Origin of the sequence: Kitasatospora sp. NPDC059817, assembly GCF_042731835.1 — a bacterium.
Lineage (GTDB): Bacteria > Actinomycetota > Actinomycetes > Streptomycetales > Streptomycetaceae > Kitasatospora.
Window position 1 is genome coordinate 1 of record NZ_JBHWIR010000322.1, and the last position, 4,959, is coordinate 4,959.

The 4,959-nt window shown below is 71.1% G+C and carries 2 protein-coding genes; one reads left to right on the forward strand and one right to left on the reverse strand.

Annotated elements, in window-relative coordinates; translation table 11 throughout:
• Nucleotides 1-231 precede the first annotated feature (231 nt).
• The gene (locus ACFV61_RS34390; RefSeq protein ID WP_380496020.1) at nt 232-843 is read right to left on the reverse strand and encodes a hypothetical protein; all 612 of its coding nucleotides are present in this window, start codon (nt 841-843) and stop codon (nt 232-234) included.
• A gap of 470 nt (nt 844-1,313) precedes the next feature.
• Between ACFV61_RS34390 and ACFV61_RS34395 the strand changes: the two genes are divergently transcribed.
• On the forward strand, nt 1,314-4,595 hold the full coding sequence (locus tag ACFV61_RS34395) for a trypsin-like serine protease (protein WP_380496022.1): 3,282 nt from the start codon (nt 1,314-1,316) through the stop codon (nt 4,593-4,595).
• The last annotated feature ends 364 nt before the right edge of the window (nt 4,596-4,959 follow it).

The window sequence follows — 4,959 nt, forward strand, 5'->3', positions numbered from 1 at the left end:
GGCCCGGGGCGGGTTCTCGCGTCAGAGGCGCACTGCTTCGACACGACCGCCGGCTGACCCTGTGTCGAGACCGTCATACGGCGGTCCGCCGCTGCCGGATCATCGGGGCGCGGAGGTGAAGGTCTGCGAGGTGCCTTTCGGGTGTCTTGCCGTACCTGGTGCGGGACCTGCGGCAGCGAGGTGACGCCCTGGAGGGGGCGGGTGCGCACCCATCGACAGGGCGCGCCGCTGTCAGAGTTCGGGGAGCGGACAGCCCCGGCCGCTGCCGATCAGCTTGTTGACGACGCTCAGCGCGTCCTCGTGGCGGAACAGCACGGCGTACGGCAGTGCCGCCGCCGAGTGCCGTCGTACCAGTGTGGTCTGGTCCTCGGGAAGTTCCGGGTCCGCGACCAGCTCGGCCTGTGCGAGCAGCTCGGGTTGGTCGGTGCGGACCAGCTCCGCAGCGCAGAACCGTTCGAGTTGGTCCGGCCACGCCACGGCGACGCTCGGGCGCGGCCCGGGGGTGGCCGCCGGCGTCGCCAGCCAGGCCCGCACCGGGTCGTCGGAGGGTACGCGGCCGGGTTCGAAGAACGACCAGAACGTTCCCGGCCACATGGCGGAGGCGCGGTAGGCGGTGATCGACACATGGCTGCCCGTGGTCAGGTCGACTGCCAGGTGCACCGGCACGCCTTCCTCGTACCAGTGCGCTCCGTACTCACAGACGGCGAAGCGACGTCCGTCGTGGTCGAGGAGTACGAACGAGGTGTTACGGCGGCGCTCGGTGGCCAGGTCATGCCGTGTCACCAGGACGTCCAGCAACTCCTGGTGCCGTTCCGGTAGTTCCTCGCGGGAGAGGTTGAGCACGGGAGCCTCCAGGTCGACTGTTCGGCGGATCGGGTTCCCACTCTGCCCCTCCGGGAGCGACGAGGTGTGCGAATTCGATGTTTCCGGGACGTCCCGTCGCAGCCGATCCGGTCCGAACGCCCGGCGGTGGCCAAACGGCGAACCGGCCGGTGGCATCCGGGCATCCGGGCGTCCGAACCACGGACCGGCAAGCGTTCTCGGCCGACCCGTACCTGCTCTGAACTGCGCGTTCACCCCCGCCCGTAGGCACGGGTGAGAGGGCGCCGAGGCGCCCCACAGTTTCGAGCCCCGAGGAGTTCCCGTTGGTCCACCACATCGAAGATCCGGCCCGCCGCAGGGGCAGGTGGCGAAGGCCGCTCGTGGCCTTCGCCACCGCGACCGCCGTCGTGGGAGTGCTCGCGGCTCCCGGCATCGCGCCCGTGGCGAACTCCTTCGGGAGCCCTTCACCCTTCTTGTCCTGGCATCAACTGATGGACATCCAGGGCAAGATGAACGAGACCGCTTCGGCCGTGGAACAGGTGTCGGGTCAGATCGGCAGCCAGGCCCTCGCCGGCGTGGTCGCCGCCCCCGAGACGAAGCACCTTACGATCTACTGGCACGGCGAGCTGGCGCCCGAGGTCCGGGCGGTCGTCGCGCACAGCCCGGTGCGTGTCGACGTCAAGTCGGCGCCGCACAGTGCGCAGGACCTGAAGGACGCCTCGCGCGAGGTGACGCGCATCGCCGATTCCGTCGGGGTGCGGATCACCGACGTGGCGATGCCGCAGGACGGGAGCGGCCTCACCGCGACCGTGGTGGGCGGCGAGGCCGACGCACAGCGGCTGCGGCGGGCGGTGGCGTCCGTGAGCGTTCCGGTGACGGTCGAAGCGAACGGCACGGAGTCGATCAGCCTCGGCGAACCCTCGCGCCGGAGCGATCCGAGTGCCGGCGGCGCGCAGATCATCGCACCGTTCTGCAGCACGGCGTTCGCGATCAAGTACCGCGACGAGAACGCCATGCTCACCGCGGACCACTGCTTCATGCCGAACAACGAGACCAACGTCCGGTACGGCGTGGACGATTCGGGCGGACAGGGGCCGGCGATCGGCACCCGGATCTCGCCCCACATCGTCCGCCAGGACGAGAGGGGGCCCGTCTACCTCGACGCGGCCGTCATCAAGCCGTCTTCGAACATCACGATGGACCAGCAGATCTGGACGGGCGGCGCGGCCGACCAGTCCAGCATCTCGCAGACCAAGAAGTGGGTGAGCGCCGCGCAGGTGGCGCACGAGGGGAACTGGATCTGCAACGAGGGCTCCCGCTCGGGCGAGATCTGCAACATCCAGGTCACCACCAAGGTGACCGACTACTACGCCAAGGGCCCCGACAACCTGGGCGGCGAGATCGAGCACCACTACATGTACGGGTGGAAGGCCCTCAAGCAGTTCACCGCCGCCGACAACTCGTCCATCGCGGCCCGCAGGGGTGACAGCGGAGGGCCCGTCGTGCTGGGAGGCGGCCCGGGCCTGCCGGGGGCGCCGCCCAACATCACGGCCCTGGGCATCGTCTCGGCCACCACGGGTGGAACCTGGAGCTGCAAGACGCCGGGGAAGACGATGCCGACCACCTGCTCGGGCGGCATCATGTTCGTCGGCCTGGAGGACGCCCTCCCCATGCTGGGCGCCAAGATCGGCGTTCGCGACTGGAGCACCGGGCACGTGAGCTGGGAGGACTACGGCAGCGGCGGCGGGGGCGTGGCGATGGGCTCCGACCCCAAGCCGCACGACCACACCGAACTGGTCGACGGCAACGGTGCGGCGATGGCCTACGACCTGCCGAGCGGCCGGCTCGTCGGCAGCCAGCCCGGTGACCCGCGGGCCGACTGGGAAATCCTCCAGACGACGGACGGCGGCTGGATGTTCCGGAACCTCGCCGCCCCCAACGAGTACCTGGGCCAGTCCGCCGACGTCGGACTCCAGATGTCGGACTGGGAAGGCGGCCACTGGTACTTCCACCTCCAGATCAAGGGCGGGAACTGTCTCGCACTGTGGCCCGGCGCGAGTGTGCCGAACAGCATCGCGACACCCGGCAACGCCCCGTGCGACCACAACGACGAGAACCAGCTCTTCAAACTGGTGCCGGTCGGCGACGAGGACGCCGACCTGCCGAGCACGCCCGGCCCCCCGCCCGCGGACAGCCTGCACCTGCCGTCCCAGCAGCCGCCGGTGAAGCCCTCCGGGCCTTCCGTGGACGCGGCCTACTCCTTCCTCGCCCAGCGCCTCGACGCCCACGGCACCGGCAGCACGCTGCGCGTGCCCCGCAGCTACCAGGGCGGGCACTTCGAGGACCCGAAGCTGTTCGGCCCGGACGGCTTCCAGGCCTCCTTCACGTACGACAACGCGCTCGTCATCACCGCGTTCCTGCAACGCGGCGGAACCGACGACGTCGCCCACGCCACGGCGCTCGGCGACAGCCTGCTGTACGCCCAGGCCCACGACATCACCCCGGACGGCCGCATCCGCGCCTCCTACGAGCCGGACCCCTTCGTCAAGACCCCGTCCGGCGAGCCGTACGTCGGCGGGTTCTCCGTCTACACCGGGAACATGGCCTGGGCCGGCATGGCGCTCACCCGGCTCTACCGGGTGACCGGCCAACAGCGCTTCCTGGACGGGGCGTTGAAGGCCGCCAACTGGATCCAGAACAACACCGCGGACACCCGCGGCGCCGGCGGCTACACCGGCGGCCTGCGCAACGACGACGGCACCGGCCAGACGATGGTCCCGCTCACCTGGAAGGCCACGGAGCACAACATCGACACCGGCGCCTTCTTCGCCATGCTCGCCGGCGTCACCGGCGACGCGGGCTGGGCGCAGCGCTCCACCAACGCGTTCCGGTTCGTGAAGTCCGTGCAGGCCGCCAACGGCCACCTGTGGACGGGCACCGGCCTGGACGGGGTGACCACCAACGACGACGTCGAGCCGGAGGACGTGCAGACCTGGAGCTACCTGGCCACCCTCGACCCGTCCTACGCGCCCGCCGTCGACTGGGCGGCCGGGCGGATGGCGGCCACCGACGGCCCGTACAGCGGGGTGGGCTTCAGCGGCAAGGACACCAGCGGCGTCTGGTTCGAGGGCACCGCCCACCTGCTGGCCGCCTATCAGGTCCGCCGCGCGGACGGCGACGCCGCGAAGGCGGCGACCCTGATGGCGACCCTGCAGAAGGCCCAGAGCGGTGCGGCCAACACGGACGGCAAGGGCATCGTCGCCGCCTCTGCGACCGGTGATCAGCCTCCCAGTGATGCCCGACTATTCGCCCGTCCCGGCCTCGGGATCGGAGGCGGTCACGAAGGAAAGCAGCTGACGCCCGAGACCTCTCCTCTCTCCCCCGGTCGGGGCGGCTGTGGGAGGGTTCCCTGGCCCGCCGTCGGCTCTGGTGCCGGCGGCAGGGGCCCGAGGTCTCGGGCAGCCGGCAACTCGGACGGGCGGTGTCCTTATGCGGGTCCACCAAGCTGTCCGTTGTCCGCATCGCGAACCTGGCAACCGCCCTACTACGGCAGACGGTGGTCGTCGAAGGGGTTGTCGGGCTCGTACGGCTCGTACCGCTCGAAGTCGGGGCGGTCGATGAGCTCAGCGACTGAGAAGGGGTGCCGGTGGTCGGTGAGGAGCCGGTGGACGAACTCGGCGGTGGAACCGTCGAACCGCGCCCAGCTGTCGCCGTCCTCGTTGCGGGCGATGACCGGCCACCGGTTCGGGTCTGCGTCCTCCGTCAGCCAGTAGAACTGGTCGGCCTGGACGGAGCCAGCCCACTGCAGGAGCCCGCCCGGGGCTGGGTGGAGCTGGTGAGGCCGGTAGAGGTCGGCGATGCCGGGGTCGGCGGCGGCGAGTTCGGCAAGGTGGAGGGCGTGCTCGACGAGGCACAGGAACTGCGGGAACGGGTCGTCGCGGCCGGGCGGGGGGCCTGGCAGAGAGATGTCGAGGAAACCTGCGAACGTGCCAGGGCCGAAGTGCTCCGCCAGGTGCCGGTAGTCGGCGGGCAGGGCGGTGCCGAGCCTGGCCTCGGCCGACGACCAGTCGAGGGGGCGCCGGCCCCCGCGCGGGCCGGCCCCCGGCGCGGCGCGGCGCCCCGCGCCCCCCCCGGCCC

Bases quoted from the DNA above. Each gene is read 5' to 3' on its own strand.
- ACFV61_RS34395 (WP_380496022.1), top strand. From the start codon at position 1,314: ATGGACATCCAGGGCAAGATGAACGAGACCGCTTCGGCCGTGGAACAG.